This is a genomic window from Acidovorax sp. AC410 (assembly GCF_979253235.1).
Genome location: NZ_CEEDCG010000001.1, coordinates 2555444 through 2571495, shown reverse-complemented (window position 1 = coordinate 2571495; position 16052 = coordinate 2555444). Strand labels below are relative to the sequence as shown.

Genomic DNA, 16052 nt, shown 5'->3' with positions numbered 1-16052 from the left:
TTGCCAGGCTTGATGGGTATCACACCCGAAGGCCGGGGATGAAAAAAAGGGCCGTGGTCACTGACCACGGCCCTTTCACCTCCGGCGGGACAAGCCCAGGCTATCTCAATGAAGCCTGGAGCCCTTGGGCAGCCTCTTGGCCAGCCACTCATGCACGTCCGCACGCACGTTGCGCCCGTCCAGCAGAAAGGACTCATAGCGGCTGGGCACGTAGGGCAGGTAAAGCAGGCGCATGCCGGCCTCCTCGGGCAGGCTGTCGGCCTTGTAGCCGTTGCACCCGGCGCAGGCCGCCACGAGATTGGTCCACGAAGTGGCACCGCCACGCGACTGCGGCACGATGTGCTCGCACTGCAGCAGCTCTTCGCCGAAGGCGCCGCCGCAGTAGGCGCAGGTATGGCGGTCACGGCGCAGCAGGCGGCGCTTGGTGAGCCCGGGCACCACGTCAAAGAGGTTGATCCGGGACACGCCGCGCAGGGCGATGATGGGCGCGATCTGCAGCACCGACTGCCGGCCCGTCGCCGCGTTGTGCCCACCACGCAATGTGGCCAGGGCTTCGAGGCCGGCATCCCAGGCGACGGCGCCGCTGGCGTAGTGCACGGCGGCTTGTTCCAGCGGCATCCAGGATTGGGGCGTGCCTTGCAGGTCCAGCTGCAGCACGCGGGGCGCGGGTGCCCGGGGCTTTCGGTAAAGGGTTTCGGGTTCGGTGCGGGGCATGGGGCGTCCTTTCTTGCTTGGCAATGGAGGGCGCAGCCGCCCAGCCAAGCGCACGCCCCGTTTCAACAACAGTCAGTCAATGGCAAAAGCGGGCATCCATCGGCAATCGATGGACGCCCTGGTGGATGCGGTGAGGCAGGCAGCGGGCGCACGAGCGCGCATGCCGCTACCACTCGCCGACCTCGCGCACGCGCTGGTCGAGGTCGAGGTGCTCGAGGCGGCGGGCGGCCGCCGCCGCACTGGCGCCACGCTGAGCGCGCGCACGCACGAGGGCCAGGCGTGCTACCCAGCCTGCGATGAGGCCGGGACGGCGCCGCTGCCGGGCGCCAAACGTGATCTGGATAGGGGTGGCCATGGTGGTCTCCTGGAAAGCGGTGTGGTGAATAGAAATGAGGGGGGTTGGTGGAGGGAAGAAGGGCAGACCGGGGAGGGATCGAACCTCCGAATGGCGGAATCAAAATCCGCTGCCTTACCACTTGGCGACCGGTCAACAAAAGGGAAAAGGGGGAAAAGGGAGGGAGCCGCAGACAGGAGTCGAACCTGCAATCCCTGGCACGAAGACCAGGCGCCCCAATCCGACAGGGCTGCTACGGCATGCCTGGCCATGGCCAGGAAAAAGATTGGCACGCGCGGAAGGAGTCGAACCCTCAACCGTCGGATTTGGAGGCCGGTGCTCTGCCAGTTGAGCTACACGCGTAGAAAGCGAAAAACGAAATATCGGGCACTCCTGCCGGAGCGCATCTCCATTTCGGTTGTGTCTTCACGCGACCGCGGTTTCGATGAAACCGCGCATGCACGTCGCTGCACTGGGTGATCAATCCCAGCACATCCCGCCGGGCCGCGCATGCGGCCGAATCTGGCGGTGAGAGCAAAGGCACACCCGAAATGGAGAGAGGCTTGGGAGTGCGTCGCACGCCGGCCTCTCTGCTTTCGATGGGCAGGCCAGCCATGACTCCGATGGAGCAGACCGCCTGCAGCAAACTGTTAAGGAACGGGATCCCCGGTGGGTCGATGCCCTTGGGGGCAGCGCTGGCGCTGCGAAAAGATGAAACGGTGGAAAGGAAAAGGAGCAGCAATGAAAAAGGCCCGGAACCACCTGGTTGCCGGGCCTCTTCTGGAGAGATCGGGAGGGAGAACGCTGTGGGGCTAATGCCCTGCGTTGCAACCTCCGCCCGGTGGTGGAGCGGTATCCTCGAAACCATTGCCCAGCCACTGCGGCTGGTTGCCATTGCCCTGCAAATACGCACTGGACTCCATGCGCTGCTGCGATGCCAGTCGTTTGGCCAGGGACGGCATGGACGTCGAATGCGCATGGAACGACGACGACCCGCGCACGGCCACGGCGCCCTGGCAGGGGCGGCGGAGGATGGCGGTGCGGGCGGCGTTCACGGTGGGCTTTCGGCGAAAAGGTGGTGGGTGATTGGCAGGTAAAGAGGACAGGGTGTCCTGATGGAGGTGAACTGTAAATAGTCTTTACTTGCCGGTCAACACCCTGCACAATCTTTTTTCTGCGTTTGTTGTTTTTTCTTTGTGACCCCGCCTCCCCTCACCGTCATCCGCCGCACCAATGTGCTGGCGCTGCACCGCCTGTTCCTCGAAAAAGAGATCGCTGCCGGCAAGCCGGCCAAGGGGCTGGACCAGGCCTTTGCCGCATCGCTCGAGATTTCCCCGAGCATGTGGAGCCAGATCAAGAGCTCCCGCCCCATCGGCGACACATTGGCGCGCCAGATCGAGCGCCATGCGCGCGTGGACAATGGCTGGCTCGACGCCGAGCACGCCACACAGCACCCCGACCCGGGGGAGGAGCGCTTCCTGGCGCTGGCACGCGAGGCCTGGCGCCGGGCCAACGCCAAGGGCAAGCGCGACCTGCGGCTGTGGCTTGCAGAGCGGGCCGCCCCCTTGCAACAAGGCGTTGCATCCCCTGGCGGCGAGGCCGCGGAAGCAGGAAAATAGCGCTTCAACCCGGACCTCGCCCGCACTGGAGAGCCCGCTCCAGCCCATGGGCGGGCAGTTTCACCGACAATTGGGGGCTATTTCCGTCTTTTTGCCCCCAGCGCGAGCGCACCCGATCCGGGCGCCCGACGGGCACCGCTTTCACCAGACCCCAGAGTCCCCCTTCCATGAGCGCAGTGATGAACCAACCCCAACGGGCCGGCTGGACCGCCGAGCCCCCCGAACTGGCAGACACCGGCGCCGATGCGGCCGCGGCTGCATCGGGCCCTGCGCGCCTGAAGATCGAACGCGAGGCCCACAAGCTCGAAAAGCGCCTGTGCCGCGAGGTCGGCAAGGCCATCGTCGACTTCAACATGATCGAAGAGGGCGACAAGGTCATGGTCTGCATGTCCGGCGGCAAGGACAGCTATGCCCTGCTGGACATCCTTCAAAAGCTCAAGGCGCGTGCCCCCATCCATTTCGACCTGGTGGCCGTGAACCTGGACCAGAAGCAGCCCGGCTTTCCCGAGCATGTGCTGCCCGAGTACCTGGCGAGCACGGGCGTGCCCTTCCACATCGAGAACGAAGACACCTACAGCATCGTCAAGCGCCTGATCCCCGAGGGCAAGACCACCTGCAGCCTGTGCAGCCGCCTGCGCCGGGGCATCCTGTACCGCGTGGCCGACGAGCTGGGCTGCACCAAGATCGCGCTGGGCCACCACCGCGACGACATTTTGCAGACCCTGCTGCTCAACATGTTCTTCGGCGGCAAGATGAAGAGCATGCCGCCGAAGCTGGTCAGCGACGATGGCCGCCACGTGGTGATCCGCCCCCTGGCCTACGTGACCGAGAAGGACACCACGCGCTGGGCCGCGCAGCGCAATTTCCCCATCATCCCGTGCAACCTGTGCGGCAGCCAGGAGAACCTGCAGCGCAAGCAGGTGGGCGAGATGCTGCGCGAGTGGGAGAAGAAATTCCCTGGTCGCGTGGAGAACATGTTCAACGCGCTGCAGAACGTGGTGCCCTCGCACCTGCTGGACGGCAGCCAGTACGACTTCAAGAACGCGCGCGCCACCGGCGTGGCCAGCGAAGACGGCGACAAGGCCTTCGACAAGGAAGAGTTTTCGGCGCCAGCCACCTCGTTACCAGGTGTACAGGTGGTGCAGCTGTCGTGAACCTCGGCGGCAGGAGCACACTCCAAGGTGGATTGACCCCATCCCCGGAGACAACCATGACCCGTCGCTGGATTTCAGCCTTGCTGCTTTGCGCCGCAGCGGCCACCCTGGCCGGCTGCAGCACCACCCGCGTGGTGGAAGGCCAGGTGCAGAGCTTTTCCACGCTGGCGGCCGTGCCCAGCCCGGCCACCTACCGCATCGACCGCCTGCCCTCGCAGCAGACCCCGGCATTCGACACCATCGCCGCGCTGGCCGAGCAGTCGCTTGCCCGCGCCGGCCTGCAGCGCGACGACGCCGCGCCCCAACTGCTGGTGCAGATCGGCGTGCAGGCGGGCACCGTGCCGCGCTATGACCCTTACTACGGCGCCCACGGCTTCTACGGCCCCTATCCCTGGGGCGGCTGGTATGGCCGCCGCGGCTGGGGCATGGGCGGCCTTTGGCGCATGGGCGAGCCCACCCCGCTGCACCGCCGCGCGGTCAGCGTGGTGATGCGCGACGCTGCCACGCAGGCCTCCGTCTACGAAACCTCGGCCGTGCATGAAGACGTGTGGGTGGCTGACCCCGCCGTGTTCGGCATCCTGTTCGATGCAGCGCTCACCGGCTTCCCCAAGCCGCCCGCCGGCCCGCGCCAAGTGCGCATTCCCTTCGCGCCCCCACCCTGATCCCACCTGAATGCAAGCCACCCGCATCATTGCCGTACGCCATGGCGAAACCGCCTGGAACGTCGACACCCGCATCCAGGGCCACCTGGACATTCCCCTGAACGAAACCGGCCAGTGGCAGGCGCAGCAACTGGCGCAAGCGCTGGCCGGCGAGCCCATCGACGCCATCTACGCCAGCGACCTGCAACGCGCCTATGCCACGGCCCAGGCCGTGGCCGATGCCACGGGCGCACCCATCACGCCCGAGACCGGCCTGCGCGAGCGCAGCTTTGGCCACTTCCAGGGCCGCACCTTCGCCGAGATCGAGGCCGAGATGCCCGAGGACGCGCGGCGCTGGCGCAAGCGGGACCCCGAGTACGTGCCCGAAGGCGGCGAATCGCTGGTCATGCTGCGCGAGCGCATTGAGCGCACGGTGTTCGCCCTGGCCGAAAAGCACCCCGGCGAGCAGGTGCTGATGGTGGCCCACGGCGGCGTGCTCGACGTGCTGTACCGCATGGCCACGCGCCAGGAAATCCAGGCGCCGCGAACCTGGCAGCTGTCCAACGCGGCCATCAACCGCCTGCTGTGGACACCCGACGGCCTCACGCTGGTCGGCTGGGCCGATACCCAACACCTGGACAATGCGGCCCGCGATGAAACCCTTACCTGAAGCCCTGCGCGCCAGCATCGGCGCGCGGGTGGACCTGATCGACACGCCCGCGCTGGTGGTGGACCTGGATGCCATGGAACGCAACATCCAGCGCATGGCCGAATTCGCCCGCAAGCACCGGGTGCGCTGGCGCCCCCATGCCAAGCTGCACAAGAGCGCCGAGCTGGCCCTGCTGATGCAGCAGGCCGGCGCCCAGGGCGTGTGCGTGCAGAAGGTGGCCGAGGCCGAGGCCCTGGCCGCCGGCGGCGTGACCGACATCTATATCAGCAACCAGGTCGTGGCCGGCCCCAAGCTGCTGCGCGTGGCGCGGCTGGCGGCCCAGTTGGCCGCGCGCGGCGGGCGACTGGCGCTGGCGGTGGACCACCCCGAAGGCATAGAACGCCTGGCCGAGGCCATGGCGCTGGCCGGCAGCGATGCCGGCATCGACGTGTTCGTGGAGATCGACGTGGGCCAGGGCCGCTGCGGCGTGCCCCCGGGCGAGGACGCGGTGCCGCTGGCCCAGGCCATCGCGCGCCACACCCAGCGCCTGCGCTTTGCCGGGCTGCAGGCCTACCACGGCCGCGCCCAGCACCTGACGGGCACGGCCGAGCGGCGCGAGACCATTGCCGGCGTGGTGCGAGCAGCGGCCTACACCCGCCACTGCATCGAAGCCGCAGGCATTCCGGTGCCCCTGATCACGGGTTCAGGCACGGGCACCCTGGTGCACGAAGCGGCCAGCGGCGTCTACGGCGAGCTGCAGGCTGGCTCCTTTCTGTTCATGGATGCCGACTACGCGCGCAACGAGCGCGAGCCGGCGCAACCCACGTTCGAGCACTCCCTGTTCATCAAGACGCAGGTGATCTCCGTGCGCGACACCCATGCGGTGTGCGATGCCGGCCACAAGAGCCATGCCATCGACTCAGGCCTGCCCCTGGTGGCCATGCTGCCGCCCGAGCGCGCGCTGCGCTACGGCAACGGCGGCGACGAGCACGGCCTGCTCTACACCGAGAGCCCCAAGGCCCGGCTGCCGGCCCTGGGCCGCATGCTGTGGCTCATTCCCGGCCACTGCGACCCCACGGTGAACCTGCACGACCACCTGATCGGCGTGCGCGGCGGGCTGGCCCTGGGCACGGTGGAGCGCATCATCAGGGTTGATGCCAGAGGCGCGCTGACCTGATTGGGGCAAGAATCGGCGAAACACTGCATTCGCCCCATGAGCCCCAGCCAGATCATCGTTCTTGCCACACCCGTCTTCTTTTTGCTGATCGCCATCGAACTGGCGGTGGGCTACAAGCGCCAGCGCGTCACCTACCGCATGGCCGATGCCATCAGCAGCATCAGCCTCGGGATGCTGAGCCAGACCAGCGCGGTGTTCACACGCCTCTTGCGAGTGGGCATCTACACCGCCGTGTTCGAGCACGTGGCGCTTTGGCGCAACGACGCCTTCTGGCTCAGCGTGCCGGGCTGGCTGCTGGCCCTGGTGTTCTACGACTTCTGCTACTACTGGCTGCACCGCATGGGCCACGAGTCGGCCGTGCTCTGGGCCGCGCATGCGGTACACCACCAGAGCCAGGACTACAACCTGTCGACCGCGCTGCGCCAGACCAGCTCGGGCGCACTGCTGGGCTGGGTGTTCTACGTGCCCATGGCGCTGGCCGGCGTGCCGCCGCTGGTGTTCGCCATCGTGGCGCTGGTGGACCTGCTCTACCAGTTCTGGGTACACACCGAGCAGGTCGGGCGCCTGGGCTGGTTCGACCGCTGGTTCTGCAGCCCCAGCAACCACCGCGTGCACCACGCGGTGAATGACGTCTACCTGGACAAGAACTACGGCGGCATCCTGATCCTCTGGGACCGGATGTTCGGCACCTTCAAGGACGAGGACGACCAGGAGAAATGCGTCTACGGCACGCGTGGCCTGCTCAACAGCTGGGACCCGCTGTGGGCCAATGCCCAGGTGTATGCGGGCCTGGCGCACGACAGCTGGCATGCGCGCAGCTGGGCCGACAAGCTGCGGGTCTGGATCAAGCCGCCGGGCTGGCGACCGGCCGACGTAGCCGAGCGCTTCCCCAAGCCCCCCTTCGACATCGCACGGATGCCGCTGTACCACCCGCCCATGTCGCGCACGCTGCAGTGGTTTGCGGGCGCGCAGTTCGCACTCATGCTGGCGGGCGTGGCGGCCTTTCTCTGGCAGGCCGACACGGCGCCGCTGGGGCACAACGCCATCTGGTTCACCACCCTGCTGGCCGCGCAGTGGGCCCTGGGTGCGGCGGTGCAAGGGCGCATCGGCATGGGCATGGCGCTGCTGGTCGAATCGGCAGCCCTTGCCACAGCGACCAGCGTGCTCGGTCTGCAGGAATGGCATTGGCTCTTCAAGCCGCTGACCATGGTGATCGCCATCGCCGTGGTCGCGGGGCATCTGCGCGCAGCTGCCCCGGGTGGTGGACTCGACAGGACCGAGGGCCGCTGGCTCATCGCCGCGCTGGCCGGATCGCTCGCGGGCGATGTGTTCCTGATGTTCGGCGGCTTCTTCATCCCCGGGCTGGTGAGCTTTCTGCTCGCCCACCTCTGCTACATCGTGCTGTTCCGCCAAGGTGTGCCCTGGTTTGCCCGGCGCGGTGCGCTGGTGGCCACGCTGGCCATCGGCGTGGGCATGTATGCCTTCCTGTGGCTGGGCGGGCTGCCGGCCGCTTTGCGCGGGCCGGTGGCGGCCTATGTGCTGGTGATCGCCCTCATGGCCGCCCAGGCCATCGGCCGTGCCGCCGTGCTGGGCGGGCGCGGCGCCTGGCTGGTGGCCATCGGCGCCGGGTTCTTCATGCTCAGCGATGCCACGCTGGCCACCAACCGCTTCGTGCAGCCCCTGCCGCTGGCGCAGTTGTGGGTGTTGGCGACCTACTACATCGCGCAGGTGCTGATCGTGGCGGGCATGCTGGACGGTGCCCGCAGCCAGCGCCGGGCACCCGTCACTGAGGAGGGGCCTGCGGCGAGCGCTGCCGTGCCGCCGACGGGATATGCAACGCCCCGGCCATGAGCACCGCGCCCAGGGCCAGCAGGAACCAGGCACTCAGCAATCCCAGGAAGGTATCGGCATTGCGCTGGCCCGGGTGGGACTGCAGGTTCAGCGCCGCCACCTCCTCGACCACCCCGGCGAGCCCCCGGCTTGCCACATAGTGGTAGGCCGCGCCGCCCAGCGCCCACAGGCCGATGAAAATCAGCGCCAGGGCCATGCAGGCCAGCCCTGCGCGCGGCCGCCGGCCCACGCAGAGGCACCATGCCGACAAGCCGCCCACCACCGCCGCCCCGCACAGCCACCACAGCTGCAGGTCATCGCGCGCCAGGGGCAGCACCCATTCCCATGCCCAGGGCAGCGGGGCCAACAGCCACTCGGATTGCGGCGCCAACCCGGGCCAGGCGCCCAGGGCGCCCCACATGCCCGGCGCGCTCAGCAGCCACAGCAGCAAGGTGATACCCGCCAACACGGCCGTAGCCGCGTAGGCCCGCAACCGCCAGCGTTGGCAACGCTCGGACGCCATGGCGGGCCAGTGGCGCCCCGCCAGGCAGGTGGCCCACGCCGCGGCCAGGCACCACACGCTGGCCGCGCCACACACGGCCACCCCGCCGGGCAGGTCCTCGAAGCCCTCGAACATGAACACGGTGAGCTGGCCATAGACCACCCCGCCCAATCCGTAGAGTAGCAGGGTGCCAACGACCAGGGCCAGGCCGCAGGAACCCATGAACCTGCGCCCGGGCGCGAGGGCCTCCCATTGGGCCCGCAGGGCCGGCGTCCAGTTCACCCCAGGGCCCCGGCGCACGGGCGCCGCCTTGGCGGCGCTCTCGCGCGGGTTCTTGCGGCGGCGGTTGGAGCGGGCCATGCGACAGCTCCCTTGTGCTTCAGGCTTCGAACAGGTCCTGCCCGCCGGTCTTGGGCGGGGTCACGCCCAGGTGCCGGTAGGCGGCCAGCGTGGCCACCCGGCCACGGGTGGTGCGCTGCAAAAAGCCCTGCTGGATCAGGTAGGGCTCGATCACGTCCTCGATGGTGCCCGCCTCCTCGCCGATGCTGGCGGCGATGTTGTCCAGACCCACGGGGCCGCCATCGAAGCGGTGGATCACGGCCTCCAGCAGCTTGCGGTCCATCACGTCGAAGCCCTGCGGGTCCACGTCGAGCATGGCCAGGGCGCGGTTGGCGATATCAAGGTTGATGCGGCCATCGCCCTTGACATCGGCATAGTCGCGCACCCGGCGCAGCAGGCGGTTGGCAATGCGCGGCGTGCCGCGCGAGCGGCGCGCGATCTCGAAGCCGCCGGCCTCGTCCATGGGCGCATTGAGCAGCCCCGCACTGCGCTGCACGATGCGCGCGAGCTCCTGCGCGGTGTAGAACTCCAGCCGCGCGACGATGCCAAAGCGGTCGCGCAGCGGGTTGGTGAGCATGCCGGCACGCGTGGTCGCCCCCACCAGGGTGAAGGGCTGCAGGTCGAGCTTGATGCTGCGCGCCGCCGGCCCCTCGCCGATCATGATGTCGATCTGGTAGTCCTCGAGCGCCGGGTACAGGATTTCCTCGACCACGGGCGAGAGGCGGTGGATCTCGTCGATGAAAAGGACGTCGTTCTTTTCCAGGTTGGTCAGCAGCGCGGCCAGGTCCTTGGGCTTTTCGAGCACGGGGCCGCTGGTCTGGCGCAGGTTCACCCCGAGCTCGGCCGCGATGATGTGGCTCAGCGTGGTCTTGCCCAGTCCGGGCGGGCCGAACAGCAGCACGTGGTCCAGCGCCTCGCCGCGCTTGCGCGCCGCGCCGATGAATATCTCCAACTGCTCACGTGCCTTGGCCTGGCCCACGTACTCCTGCAGCAGCTTGGGGCGCAGGGCGCGCTCGATGGCCTCCTCCTGCGGCGAGGCGGGCGCGGCGGACACCACGCGCTTGGGCGGTATGGGGGCGAAGTCGTCGGTCTGGATGGTCACGGTGGTTCTGTCCGGGGTCGAATACCCGCGCGGGCGGGCCGACTGGAACTATATAGCCCGGGCGCCCCCCCAGGGGGTAAAGTAAGTGGGTACTGTGCCGATACATGAAGCACACCATGAAAGAGATGATGCCTGCGCCCACCCGCCTGCCACGGCCGCTGCAATTGCTGGCCGCGCTGGCCGCCAGTGGCGCAGCCGCCCTGACTGCGACTGCCCAGACCACGGCCCCGCCCGCCCGGGCCGCCAGCGGCGCCATCCGCATCGAGAACCCGCAGGACAAGGCCACCCTGGCCACCCGGATCGACGAAGCCATCCAGCGCGCCAAGGACAAGAACGCCGCGCCGGCCAAACCCGGTGCGCGCAAGAACGCCGGCCCCATCCCCAGCGTGGAAGTGCGCGTGCCGCCCGACCGCCCGCGCAAGCCGGCCCCGGCCGAAGCACGCCCACCTGCACCACCCCGGTCGACCGTGCCGGACGCCGGTGCCAGCCGCCGCTACATCCAGTCGCGGGCCGCCGAACTGGCCGCCGCCGCACCGCCGGCACCCGCACTACCGCCAGCCGACCCGCGCACGGTGCGCTGGGACCACGCCAGCGGCGACAAGGGACCCGAGGCCTGGGGCGGCCTGCATCCGGATTTTTCGGCCTGCAGCCAGGGCACACGCCAGTCGCCCATCCACATCACCCCGCAGGACGTGGCGCTCGGCCCGGCCGACCCCTTGCCGTTCGGCAACCAGTTCTTCGGCGGCACGGTGTGGAACACGGGGCATGGCCTGGCGCTGGAGGTGGAAGGCACCAGCATCCTGCCCCTGCGCGGAGCGCCCTGGCGGCTCATGCGTCTGCAGTTCCGCCACCCGGCAGAGGAGCGCGTGCATCTGCAGAACTACCCCATGGCCACCGAGCTGGTGTACCAGGGCCCGAGCGGCCAGATGGCCGTGGTGAGCGTGCCCATGCAGTTGGGCAGCCCCAATGCCTTCATCACCCGCATCTGGACGCACATGCCGCTGGATGCCCAGGACCGAGTGCGCCTGCCGCAGCCGGTGCTTTCGGTGGGCGATCTGCTGCCGCAGGACCGGCGCTACTACCAGTACGCGGGCTCGCTGACCACACCTCCCTGCACCGAGGGCGTGCTGCGCATCGTGATGAAGACCCCGGTGAGCGTGGGGCTGGAACAGCTGCGCCTGCTGGCGCGCGTGTCGCCGCCCAATGCGCGGCCGGTACAGCCGACCAATGGGCGCCTGGTGCGCGAGGCCCGGTAGGGGCCCGTCGAACCTACCTGGCCAGCGACTTGAGCGCCAGCTTGATGCCGTCGCTCACGCCCACGTCGGCCGGCAGGGCCTTGAGGGCAGCGGCCGCTTCCTTGTCGTTGTAGCCCAGGGCCAGCAGGGCCTGCAGGATGTCGGCCTGCGCATCGCTGGTGGCGTGGCTGCGCGCGCCCCCCATGTCGGCGCCCAGCTTGCCCTTGAGTTCCAGCAGCAGGCGCTCGGCGGTCTTCTTGCCGATGCCGGGCACCTTGACCAGGCGCCCCGCCTCCTGCAGCGTGATGGCCTGGGCCAGGTCGCCCACGCCCATGCCGCTCAGGATGGACAGCGCCGTGCGCGGGCCCACGCCCGAGATCTTGATCAGCTCGCGAAAGGCCTGGCGCTCCTCGGCCGTGCCAAAGCCGTAGAGCAGCTGCGCATCCTCGCGCACGATGAACTGCGTGAGCAGGCTCACGCGCTCCCCCACGGAGGGCAGGTTGTAGAAGGTGCTCATGGGCACATTCACCTCGTAGCCCACCCCGTGGCAGTCCAAAAGCACCTCGGGGGGATTCTTCTCCAGCAGGGTGCCGGTCAATTTGCCTATCATTGATGTCCTTTGCCGTCGCTGGCGTGACAAGCAGCGCCGTCGCTCTTGCGTTCTTTTCCATTGCCTGACGGGAATTATCAGCGTGATCCTGCGCCACACCTTCACTCCCCACAACAACACCCGGCTCACGCACCTGTGCGGCCCGGCCGATGCGCACCTGCGCACCATCGAGGTGGCGCTGCAGGTGAGCATTGCGCACCGGCACGAACAGTTCAAGGTGGACGGCCCCAAGGCCAAGGCCACCCAGGCCATGGAGCTGCTGCAAGCGCTGTACGAGATGGCCGAGCGCCCGATCCCCGAGGACCACATCCAGCTCATGCTGGCGGGCGACAGCGAGCTGCTGGAGGCCCCGGACGACGCCATCGTGCTCAACACGCGCCGCCCCGACCTGCGCGGGCGCACGCCCACGCAGAACCTGTACCTGCAGAACATCGCCACGCACGACATCACCTTCGGCATCGGCCCGGCCGGCACCGGCAAGACCTACCTGGCCGTGGCCTGCGCGGTGGATGCCCTGGAGCGCAGCAACGTGCAGCGCATCGTGCTGACCCGCCCGGCGGTGGAGGCCGGCGAGCGCCTGGGCTTTCTGCCCGGCGACCTGGCGCAAAAGGTCGACCCCTACCTGCGCCCGCTGTACGACGCGCTCTACGAGCTGATGGGCAACGACAAGGTGCAAAAGGCCTTCGAGCGCAACGCCATCGAGATCGCGCCGCTGGCCTTCATGCGCGGGCGCACGCTGAACAACGCCTTCGTGATCCTGGACGAAGCCCAGAACACCACGCCTGAGCAGATGAAGATGTTCCTCACCCGCATCGGCTTCGGCGCACGCGCCGTGGTCACGGGCGACGTGAGCCAGATCGACCTGCCCAAGGGCGCGATGAGCGGCCTGGTCGATGCCGAGCGCGTGCTCAAGCGCGTCAAGGGCATCGCCGTCACCCACTTCACCAGCGCCGACGTGGTGCGCCACCCGCTGGTGGCGCGCATCGTGGACGCCTACGATGCCCCCCGCCGCGCCGCGGCTGCACGCACCCGCACGTGACCAGGCAGACACCAGAAGAAAAGCCCGCCCCATGCCTTTGAACCAACTTTCCCTGTCGCTGCAGTTTGGCCGCTTCGACGGCGCCGCCGCGCACCGCGCCGTGTTGCCGCGCCACAAGGTCACGCGCTGGATACGCCACGCCCTGGCCACCGACGCCGAGATCACCGTGCGCATCGTGGACGCTGAAGAAGGCCGCCAGCTCAACAACGACTACCGCCACAAGGACTACGCGACCAACGTGCTGACCTTCGACTACACGCAGGAGCCCCTCGTCACGGCCGACCTGGTGCTGTGTGCCCCGGTGATCGAACGCGAGGCGAAGGAGCAGAACAAGAGCCTGCAAGAGCACTACGCCCACATGCTGGTGCATGGCGCGCTGCACGCCCAGGGCTGGGACCACGAGACGAGCACGGCCGATGCCGACGAGATGGAGGCCTACGAGACAGCCATCCTGCAGGAGTTGGGCTTTGCCGACCCCTACGATGCCAAGCCCGTGCCAGCCACGCCCGCCAAGTCACGCAAACGTTAGGGAGCGGGCGCGACCCCATCGATGGGCAGCCACCACGACAGCGCCTGGGGCTGCGGTCCCCACTGCACAGTGAAGTAATTGCCACCGCCATTGGCGGGCTGGTCCCAGCGCCGCGAGATGGGCTGACCGGTGAGATGGCAGTACAGCAGGGTGCCCACCGCGCCGTGCGAAACGATGCCCAGCGCCCCGGCAGAGGTGTCAGCCTCGGCAATGGACGCCACGGCCGCCACGATGCGCGCCTGGGCATGCGCCGCGCGCTCCCACCCGCGCACCGATTGCCCCGGCCGGGCAAAGAAGGCGTCGGCCACGGCTTCGAACTCGGCCAGCGGCAGGTAGCCGGTGGAAGACCGGTCGTTCTCGCCGAGCGCAGCCACCTGCGTGGGCGCCAGGCCCCGGTGCGCCGCCAGTATCTGCGCACCATCGATGGCCTTTTGCTCGGCGCTGCAGTACACCGCCGAGATGCCTGGCACCCAGGGCTGTGCCAGGGCCGCAGCCATGCGCGCCCGCCCGCGCTCGGACAAGGGCCAGCCCGTGATCGGAACATGGGGGCTGATCACCACGTCGGGATGGCTGATGAAATGGATCGTGCGCATGGGCTCCCTGCGGGAATGGGTTGGACAGCGCGAGAACGACGGCCCGGCCATCGCTGTTTTTAACGCAAAACACCTTTTACCCGGCGCAGGCACTGCCCCGCGCCTGGGCAGTGCCATACCCAGGCCTGGCGCGCCCTGGCGGCCTGCTGTGCCCAGCCGGCAGGGCCCGCAACCGGCCGCAACGCAGGGCTCGGCGTCCGAAAAAGCAGGCGGCCCGCACCTAAGATGCGCGGCGCGCCGGCCCCAGACCGGCTTCTCCACCATGTGAAAGCCCCATGTTCGAAACCGCCCTGCTGCTCACCGCCGCCTTCGTGGCCGGCGCCCTCAATGCCGTTGCCGGGGGCGGCAGCTTCCTGACCCTGCCGGCCCTGGTGTTCACGGGCGTGCCCCCCGTGGTGGCCAATGCCACGGGCACCGTGGCATTGCTGCCGGGCTACCTGGCCGGGGCCTGGGGCTTTCGCGAAGACACGGCCCCACCGCCGGGCCTGTCGATGCGGCTGCTGGTGGCGCTGTCCCTGGCCGGCGGCGCGGCCGGCGCAGCCCTGCTGCTGGTGACGCCCGAGGCCACCTTCCGCCGTGTGGTGCCCTGGCTGCTGCTGGCCGCCACCGCGCTGTTCGCCTTCGGCCCCTGGCTGCGGCAGCGCCTGGCAGGTGGTGTGCCCTCCACCCCCAAGGCCGTCGCGGGCGTGCTGGCAGTGGCGGCTTACGGCGGTTACTTCAACGGCGGCCTGGGTATTCTTCTATTGGCGCTGTTCGGGCTGCTTGGGCAAACGAACCTGCATGCCATGAACGGGCTCAAGAACTGGGTCTCGGCCCTGCTCACGGCGATGGCCGTGGCCATCTATGCGGCCGGCGGCGTGGTCCTGTGGCCGCAGGCCCTGGTGATGATGCTGGCCGCCACGGCCGGGGGCTACGGCGGCGCGCGCGTGGCACGGCGCATTCCCGCGCAGTGGCTGCGCGGCGGCATCGTGGCCACGGGGCTGGTGATGGCAGCCTTGTTCTTCTGGCGGCAATGAACGGCGGCGCCTGAGGCCGAGGCACCCATCCCATCCGATGGGCGAGGCGGCTGGTGCCTTAAGCTCGGAGGGCTGCTTTCCACGTCCCCATGCTGCTGCGCATCCTCTCCATCCTGTTCCCCCTGTTCGCCATTGCAGCCCTGGGCTATGCCGTAGGGCGGCGCATGAAGCCCGACCTTTCGACCGCCAACCAGCTCAACCTGGCGGTGTTCGTGCCAGCCCTGGTGTTCGGTGCCATGGCGGGCAAGGACTTTCGGGCGCAAGACCACCTGGCATTGCTGCTGGCCACGCTGCTGCTGATCACGGGCACCGGGGTGGTGGGCTGGCTGGTGGCCCGTGCGCTGCGCATGGACCCCAAGACGCTGGTGCCGCCCATGATGTTCAACAACTGCGGCAACCTGGGCCTGCCGCTGGCGGTGCTGGCTTTCGGGCAGGAAGCGCTGGCCCCGGCCATCGCCATGTTCGTGGTGTCGAACGCGCTGCAGTTCTCCTTCGGCATCTGGCTGCTGGACCACCAGGCGCGGCTGCGCAGCGTGTGGACCTCGCCCTCCATCCTGGCCGCCATCGCGGGGCTGGCGGTGGGCATGGCAGGCGTGGACCTGTGGCCGCCGTTGCTCACGGCCATCCGCATGGTGGGCGATGTGTCGATTCCGCTGATGCTGTTCGCCCTGGGTGCGCGCCTGGCGGATTCGCACATCCAGTCCGTCGGCTTCGGTCTCTTCGGCGCGGTATTGCGCCCCGTGGCCGGCATGGCCATCGCCTGGGCCGTGGCCTGGGGCATGGGCCTGGCGCCGCGCGAGCAGGGCTTGCTGCTGGTGTTCGGCGCCCTGCCCCCGGCGGTGATCAATTTCATCCTGGCCGAGCGCTACGGGCAGGAGCCCGAGAAGGTGGCCTCGATGGTGCTGATCGGTAACCTCGGGGCGCTGGTGTTCCTGCCCATCGCGCTGGCGCTGACGCTGCAATAGCCGT

18 protein-coding genes and 3 tRNA genes are annotated in these 16052 nt (G+C 68.7%); 11 read left to right on the top strand and 10 right to left on the bottom strand.

The genetic code is table 11. The annotated features are described in order from the left end of the window. Window positions 1–105: 105 nt before the first annotated feature. The 6 genes from AC0IZS_RS12035 to AC0IZS_RS12010 all read right to left on the bottom strand — a co-directional run bounded on the left by AC0IZS_RS12035 (window position 106) and on the right by AC0IZS_RS12010 (window position 2103). Window positions 106–714, bottom strand: a complete 609-nt coding sequence (locus AC0IZS_RS12035) for an HNH endonuclease (RefSeq protein ID WP_471635821.1) — start codon at window positions 712–714, stop codon at window positions 106–108. Window positions 715–880: 166 nt separating this feature from the next. Further along, complete coding sequence (locus AC0IZS_RS12030; protein WP_322593954.1) at window positions 881–1069, bottom strand: short-chain dehydrogenase; 189 nt, start codon at window positions 1067–1069, stop codon at window positions 881–883. 63 nt (window positions 1070–1132) lie between these two features. Then, window positions 1133–1203: transfer RNA gene (locus tag AC0IZS_RS12025), tRNA-Gln, on the bottom strand. Window positions 1204–1233: 30 nt separating this feature from the next. Beyond that, window positions 1234–1308 (bottom strand) — tRNA-Glu (locus AC0IZS_RS12020). A gap of 27 nt (window positions 1309–1335) precedes the next feature. Continuing rightward, window positions 1336–1411: transfer RNA gene (locus tag AC0IZS_RS12015), tRNA-Trp, on the bottom strand. Window positions 1412–1860: 449 nt separating this feature from the next. Beyond that, window positions 1861–2103: a hypothetical protein gene (locus tag AC0IZS_RS12010; protein WP_471635820.1), complete on the bottom strand. Its 243-nt coding sequence runs from the start codon at window positions 2101–2103 to the stop codon at window positions 1861–1863. A gap of 141 nt (window positions 2104–2244) precedes the next feature. On the opposite strand from AC0IZS_RS12010, the gene AC0IZS_RS12005 reads away from it, so the two are divergent. The 6 genes from AC0IZS_RS12005 to AC0IZS_RS11980 all read left to right on the top strand — a co-directional run bounded on the left by AC0IZS_RS12005 (window position 2245) and on the right by AC0IZS_RS11980 (window position 8139). Then, window positions 2245–2667 (top strand): hypothetical protein, encoded by a 423-nt coding sequence (locus AC0IZS_RS12005; protein WP_471635819.1) that lies wholly within the window; start codon window positions 2245–2247, stop codon window positions 2665–2667. Window positions 2668–2834: 167 nt separating this feature from the next. Then, the gene (gene ttcA, locus AC0IZS_RS12000; RefSeq protein WP_471635818.1) at window positions 2835–3821 is read left to right on the top strand and encodes a tRNA 2-thiocytidine(32) synthetase TtcA; all 987 of its coding nucleotides are present in this window, start codon (window positions 2835–2837) and stop codon (window positions 3819–3821) included. A 56-nt stretch (window positions 3822–3877) separates the two neighbouring features. After that, window positions 3878–4483 (top strand): DUF4136 domain-containing protein, encoded by a 606-nt coding sequence (locus tag AC0IZS_RS11995; protein ID WP_471635817.1) that lies wholly within the window; start codon window positions 3878–3880, stop codon window positions 4481–4483. A 10-nt stretch (window positions 4484–4493) separates the two neighbouring features. Beyond that, a complete protein-coding gene (locus AC0IZS_RS11990; protein WP_471635816.1) occupies window positions 4494–5132 on the top strand; it encodes a histidine phosphatase family protein in 639 nt (212 codons plus the stop codon). Further along, window positions 5116–6288, top strand: a complete 1173-nt coding sequence (locus tag AC0IZS_RS11985; RefSeq protein ID WP_471635815.1) for a DSD1 family PLP-dependent enzyme — start codon at window positions 5116–5118, stop codon at window positions 6286–6288. The genes AC0IZS_RS11990 and AC0IZS_RS11985 overlap by 17 nt, the downstream gene beginning before the upstream one ends. Before the next feature lie 36 nt (window positions 6289–6324). Beyond that, window positions 6325–8139: a lysoplasmalogenase family protein gene (locus AC0IZS_RS11980; protein ID WP_471635814.1), complete on the top strand. Its 1815-nt coding sequence runs from the start codon at window positions 6325–6327 to the stop codon at window positions 8137–8139. Here AC0IZS_RS11980 and AC0IZS_RS11975 read toward each other — a convergent pair. Both AC0IZS_RS11975 and ruvB read right to left on the bottom strand, forming a co-directional pair. After that, window positions 8072–8980, bottom strand: a complete 909-nt coding sequence (locus tag AC0IZS_RS11975; RefSeq protein ID WP_471635813.1) for a hypothetical protein — start codon at window positions 8978–8980, stop codon at window positions 8072–8074. The two genes, AC0IZS_RS11980 and AC0IZS_RS11975, sit on opposite strands and share 68 nt — an antisense overlap. Window positions 8981–8999: 19 nt before the next feature. Next, a complete protein-coding gene (gene ruvB / locus AC0IZS_RS11970; protein WP_471635812.1) occupies window positions 9000–10061 on the bottom strand; it encodes a Holliday junction branch migration DNA helicase RuvB in 1062 nt (353 codons plus the stop codon). A 116-nt stretch (window positions 10062–10177) separates the two neighbouring features. Here ruvB and AC0IZS_RS11965 point away from each other — a divergent pair, with 116 nt between their 5' ends. After that, on the top strand, window positions 10178–11317 hold the full coding sequence (locus tag AC0IZS_RS11965; RefSeq protein ID WP_471635811.1) for a carbonic anhydrase family protein: 1140 nt from the start codon (window positions 10178–10180) through the stop codon (window positions 11315–11317). A 13-nt stretch (window positions 11318–11330) separates the two neighbouring features. Here the strand turns inward: AC0IZS_RS11965 and ruvA are convergent, their stop codons facing one another. Then, window positions 11331–11906 carry a Holliday junction branch migration protein RuvA gene (gene ruvA / locus AC0IZS_RS11960; protein ID WP_057266434.1) on the bottom strand — a complete coding sequence of 192 codons (576 nt, stop codon included), beginning with the start codon at window positions 11904–11906 and terminating at the stop codon, window positions 11331–11333. 82 nt (window positions 11907–11988) lie between these two features. Between ruvA and AC0IZS_RS11955 the strand changes: the two genes are divergently transcribed. Both AC0IZS_RS11955 and ybeY read left to right on the top strand, forming a co-directional pair. Beyond that, entirely contained in the window at window positions 11989–12945 is a 957-nt protein-coding gene (locus tag AC0IZS_RS11955; protein WP_471635810.1) for a PhoH family protein, read from the top strand. Window positions 12946–12976: 31 nt separating this feature from the next. Beyond that, the gene (ybeY, locus tag AC0IZS_RS11950) at window positions 12977–13474 is read left to right on the top strand and encodes an rRNA maturation RNase YbeY (RefSeq protein WP_471635809.1); all 498 of its coding nucleotides are present in this window, start codon (window positions 12977–12979) and stop codon (window positions 13472–13474) included. Here the strand turns inward: ybeY and AC0IZS_RS11945 are convergent. Then, window positions 13471–14067, bottom strand: coding sequence for a histidine phosphatase family protein (locus AC0IZS_RS11945; RefSeq protein ID WP_471635808.1), 597 nt, complete (start codon window positions 14065–14067; stop codon window positions 13471–13473). The two genes, ybeY and AC0IZS_RS11945, sit on opposite strands and share 4 nt — an antisense overlap. Before the next feature lie 275 nt (window positions 14068–14342). Here AC0IZS_RS11945 and AC0IZS_RS11940 point away from each other — a divergent pair, with 275 nt between their 5' ends. Together AC0IZS_RS11940 and AC0IZS_RS11935 are read left to right on the top strand one after the other, a co-directional pair. Next, the gene (locus AC0IZS_RS11940) at window positions 14343–15083 is read left to right on the top strand and encodes a sulfite exporter TauE/SafE family protein (protein WP_471635807.1); all 741 of its coding nucleotides are present in this window, start codon (window positions 14343–14345) and stop codon (window positions 15081–15083) included. A gap of 89 nt (window positions 15084–15172) precedes the next feature. Continuing rightward, entirely contained in the window at window positions 15173–16048 is an 876-nt protein-coding gene (locus tag AC0IZS_RS11935) for an AEC family transporter (RefSeq protein WP_471635806.1), read from the top strand. Window positions 16049–16052 lie beyond the last annotated feature (4 nt).

What these genes read in the sequence shown, in the direction of transcription:
- AC0IZS_RS12035 (WP_471635821.1), bottom strand. Translation starts at nt 714, where the DNA reads ATGCCCCGCACCGAACCCGAAACCCTTTACCGAAAGCCCCGGGCACCC.
- AC0IZS_RS12030 (WP_322593954.1), bottom strand. Translation starts at nt 1,069, where the DNA reads ATGGCCACCCCTATCCAGATCACGTTTGGCGCCCGGCAGCGGCGCCGT.
- ttcA (WP_471635818.1), top strand. Translation starts at nt 2,835, where the DNA reads ATGAGCGCAGTGATGAACCAACCCCAACGGGCCGGCTGGACCGCCGAG.
- AC0IZS_RS11995 (WP_471635817.1), top strand. Translation starts at nt 3,878, where the DNA reads ATGACCCGTCGCTGGATTTCAGCCTTGCTGCTTTGCGCCGCAGCGGCC.
- AC0IZS_RS11990 (WP_471635816.1), top strand. Translation starts at nt 4,494, where the DNA reads ATGCAAGCCACCCGCATCATTGCCGTACGCCATGGCGAAACCGCCTGG.
- AC0IZS_RS11985 (WP_471635815.1), top strand. Translation starts at nt 5,116, where the DNA reads ATGAAACCCTTACCTGAAGCCCTGCGCGCCAGCATCGGCGCGCGGGTG.
- AC0IZS_RS11980 (WP_471635814.1), top strand. Translation starts at nt 6,325, where the DNA reads ATGAGCCCCAGCCAGATCATCGTTCTTGCCACACCCGTCTTCTTTTTG.
- AC0IZS_RS11975 (WP_471635813.1), bottom strand. Translation starts at nt 8,980, where the DNA reads ATGGCCCGCTCCAACCGCCGCCGCAAGAACCCGCGCGAGAGCGCCGCC.
- AC0IZS_RS11965 (WP_471635811.1), top strand. Translation starts at nt 10,178, where the DNA reads ATGAAAGAGATGATGCCTGCGCCCACCCGCCTGCCACGGCCGCTGCAA.
- ruvA (WP_057266434.1), bottom strand. Translation starts at nt 11,906, where the DNA reads ATGATAGGCAAATTGACCGGCACCCTGCTGGAGAAGAATCCCCCCGAG.
- ybeY (WP_471635809.1), top strand. Translation starts at nt 12,977, where the DNA reads ATGCCTTTGAACCAACTTTCCCTGTCGCTGCAGTTTGGCCGCTTCGAC.
- AC0IZS_RS11945 (WP_471635808.1), bottom strand. Translation starts at nt 14,067, where the DNA reads ATGCGCACGATCCATTTCATCAGCCATCCCGACGTGGTGATCAGCCCC.
- AC0IZS_RS11940 (WP_471635807.1), top strand. Translation starts at nt 14,343, where the DNA reads ATGTTCGAAACCGCCCTGCTGCTCACCGCCGCCTTCGTGGCCGGCGCC.
- AC0IZS_RS11935 (WP_471635806.1), top strand. Translation starts at nt 15,173, where the DNA reads ATGCTGCTGCGCATCCTCTCCATCCTGTTCCCCCTGTTCGCCATTGCA.